We start from the raw sequence: 3,392 nt of genomic DNA, 5'->3' as shown, positions 1-3,392 counted from the left end.
TGACGAGACGACGAGGCGGCGCGCGACGCGAGGCGAGACGNGGGGCGTCAGCTCCCCCTCCACCACCGCCTGCGGCGGCGGTCCCCCTCCCCATCGCTACGCGACGGGGAGGATGAAGCGCTCCTTAATACCCCTGCTTCGCCAGCCAGGCGTCCACTTCCGGCATGCGGGTCTGGCCGACCTGGATGCGGTTCTGGATCTTGGCGATCGCCTCGTCCACCGGACGGCGCGAACCGGCCGCGAGGCGCTGCTTCGCATAGGCGTCCAGCTTGGCCGGCATCGCCGGATCGGAACTGCCGGTGGCCAGACGCCCGACGTAGCGCGTCGCACCCGAGCTATCGACGCGGCTCATCACCGCATCGTAGTTGGCGAGGACGAAGTCGAACGCCTGCTCGGGATGCTCGCCGCCGACGGCGCTGACGATCACCGGGCTGGTGGTCACGCCCGGCTCGTCGGTGAGCGACAGGGCCAGCGCCTTGTCGGCCAGCGCCTTGTCGTTGGCGCGGCCCAGCAGCGAGTAGAGCGTGGTCTTGACCTGCGCCGAGGTCTCTTCCTGCGCCATCGTGTGCAGCTTGTCCCAGGTCGCCGCGTCCGCGTTCTTCGCGACGACGGTGAGCACCGCCACCTTCACCGAGGGATCGATCGAGGCCGGATCGGCGAAGCGGCGACGTGCCTCGGCGACCACCGAGGGTTCGCCCAGCGCGCCCAGCGTGTCGATCAGCGTGGCGCGCAGGTCGCCGGCGGTGGCCTGCTCGTCCGCCTTCGGCTCCCAGCCCAGCGTGTTCAGCACCGGCAGCAGGCGCTTCGTGGCGAAGCGCGAGAGAGCCGCCTTGCGCTTCGCGTTGTCCTTGGCGAAGTCGGCTAGGCCGCCGATCACCTTGGCCGCGCGCTCCATCACCTGCGGCGAGGCATTGGCGGGCAGGTTCTTCACCACGTCGAGCATGTCGGCCATCGGCTGGTTGCCCGCGTAGCCGAGCGCCACCGCATCGTTGAGGATGCCGAGCTGGTCGACCGGCTGCACCGAAGCGATGCCCTTGACCAGACCCGCGAAGGTCTTCGCATCATAGAGCACGCGGTAGTAGCCCGACTGGCCCGCATTGACGACGACCGGACCGCAGCCCGCGACCTTGAGCGAACCCTTGCCCTGCAGCAGCGTCTCGGCCCTGGTGTCGTCCGTGCCCGCAGCGCTGACCGGCACGCGCCAGGCGAGCGGCTGCTTGTCGGCGCGGTCGCGGGTGAACTCGCCCTGCTCCAGCGCCAGCGTCGTCGAACCGGCGGCGCACGAGGACGTCACCTTCACCAGCGGAATGCCCGGCTGCAGCGTGAAGTCGTGCGCGATCTGGCTGATCGGCTTGCCCGAAGCCTTGTCGATCTCGCGCCACAGGTCGTCGGTGACGGTGTTGGAGTGCTTGTAGCGCGCCATGTAGGCCTGCACGCCCTTCTGCCACTCGTCCGAACCGGCATAGGCTTCGAGCATGCGGATCACCGCCTCGCCCTTGGCGTAGGTGATGTTGTCGAAGGCCTGGCTGGCTTCTTCAACGGTCGCGATGTGGTGGATAATCGGGTGCGTGGTGACGTAGGCGTCCTGGTCCATGGCGCGCTCACGCTCGCCGGTGGCGGTCAGTTCGGGGTGCCATTCGGGGTGGAACTTCGCAGCCGCGCGGCTTTCCATCCACGAGGCGAAGCCCTCGTTCAACCACAGGTCGTCCCACCACGACATCGTGACGAGATCGCCGAACCACTGGTGCGCCATTTCATGTGCGACGACCGTGAAGATGCGCTGGCGCAGCGCGTTGGACGCGATCTTGGGGTCGAGCAGCATCGCGTTCTCGAAGTAGAAGATGCCGCCCCAGTTCTCCATGGCGGAGAAGAACTGGCTGCGCCCCGGCGCCGCGATGTGGTCGAGCTTGGGCAGCGGGTACTTCTCGCCGAAGTATTCGTTCATCCACGGCAGCAGGTCGGCCGAGGCGCCCAGCGCGTAATCCGCCTGCGCCAGATCGCCCTTCTTGGTGAGCACGCCCACTTCGGTGTCCCCCGCCATCTTGGTCTTGCGCTCGAAATCGCCGAGGCCGAAGAACAGCAGGTAGGTCGACATCTTGGGGCTGGTGCCGAAGGTCACCAGCGTCTTGCCGCCCCCCAGATCCTTGCGGCTTTCCACCGGCAGGTTGCCGACGGCGACTTCCTCGGTCGGCACGATCGTCTTGAGGCTGAAGGTCGCCTTGTAGAACGGCTCGTCCCACGAAGGCATGAAGCGGCGCGCGTCCGAGTTCTCGAACTGGGTGAACAGCGCGCGCTTGGCCGAGCCGTCGGCCGCCTTGTAGTCCAGCGCGAAAAGGCCATAGGCCTGCGTATTGATCTTGCCCGCATAGTCGATCGACAGCACGTAGCTGCCCGGGGCGATGGGCTTGGCGAACGTGAAGGTCGCGGTCTGCGCGGCCTCGTCGAGCGAAACGGTGGGCGTACCGGCCTTCTTGCCGCCCTTGGTGAGCGCTGCCTTGGCGATCGTCAGCTCGGCCGCCTGCAGCGTGATGGTCTGCGTCGCCTCGACCACGTCGACCGTGATCGCCGCCTTGCCCGCGAAGGTCATCGCCTTGGCATCGGGAGTGACGGTGATGTCGTAGTGGCTGGGGCGAACGCTGCGCGGAAGCTGCGTGGTCACCGTCTCCGCCGTGGCGCCCTTGGTCGTGGAAGCAGTGCCAACTTCCTGCGCTGAAACGGAAAACGGAAGGGCAACGCCGGCGAGAAGCGCCAGCGCGGCGCGACGATACGGTTTCTTCATGGACGACTCACACCAGATGGGGGGATCACGCCTTGCTAACGTCCTGTCGCGAGCACGCAACAATTTACCTGTTGTGTGCAATTTTAAACGCTGCGGGAGTCACAGGGCCCACCCCGTCCGGCTAGGCAGCAAGCTGCCAAGCCTTCCGGCCCTCCCGCGAGCGGGAGGGCTGACCTCACTTCTCCCCTCCCGCCTGCGGGAGGGGCCGGGGGTGGGCTTCCCCCTTCTCTGCCCACACCGCGCTTGCATTCCGTCCAAAATCCGCTAAGCGCGCCCCTTCCCCAAAGTCCGAGGACACAGGGAAACCCAAAGAAAGCCGGAGGGGCCTCGCAATCCCGCGAGTCGCCAGCGATCGGTTAGACTAGATAAAGGAAGCTGCCGTGGCTCTATATGAGCACGTGTTCCTGGCACGCCAGGACCTCAGCCAGGCGCAAGTCGATGCGCTTGCTGCCGCCGCCACCGAGATCGTCGAGTCGAACCAGGGCAAGGTCGTCAAGACCGAGACCTGGGGCCTCAAGAATCTCGCGTACAAGATCAAGCGCAACCGCAAGGCTCACTTCGTGATGCTGAACATCGAGGCTTCGGGCGACGTCGTCGCCGAGCTCGAGCGCCA

Annotated in this window: 2 protein-coding genes; one reads left to right on the top strand and one right to left on the bottom strand. The window is 66.6% G+C overall.

The genetic code is table 11. The features are described from left to right. Positions 1 to 124 precede the first annotated feature (124 nt). The gene (locus HWN72_RS05275; RefSeq protein WP_069707540.1) at positions 125 to 2,779 is read right to left on the bottom strand and encodes a M1 family metallopeptidase; all 2,655 of its coding nucleotides are present in this window, start codon (positions 2,777 to 2,779) and stop codon (positions 125 to 127) included. 380 nt (positions 2,780 to 3,159) lie between these two features. Between HWN72_RS05275 and rpsF the strand changes: the two genes are divergently transcribed. Next, the coding region (gene rpsF, locus HWN72_RS05270; RefSeq protein WP_211149952.1) for a 30S ribosomal protein S6 at positions 3,160 to 3,392 on the top strand (233 nt) is incomplete at its 3' end.

Source organism: Novosphingobium sp. HR1a, assembly GCF_015594425.1.
GTDB classification, from domain to species: domain Bacteria; phylum Pseudomonadota; class Alphaproteobacteria; order Sphingomonadales; family Sphingomonadaceae; genus Novosphingobium; species Novosphingobium resinovorum_A.
This window is presented reverse-complemented; position numbering and strand designations above follow the sequence as displayed.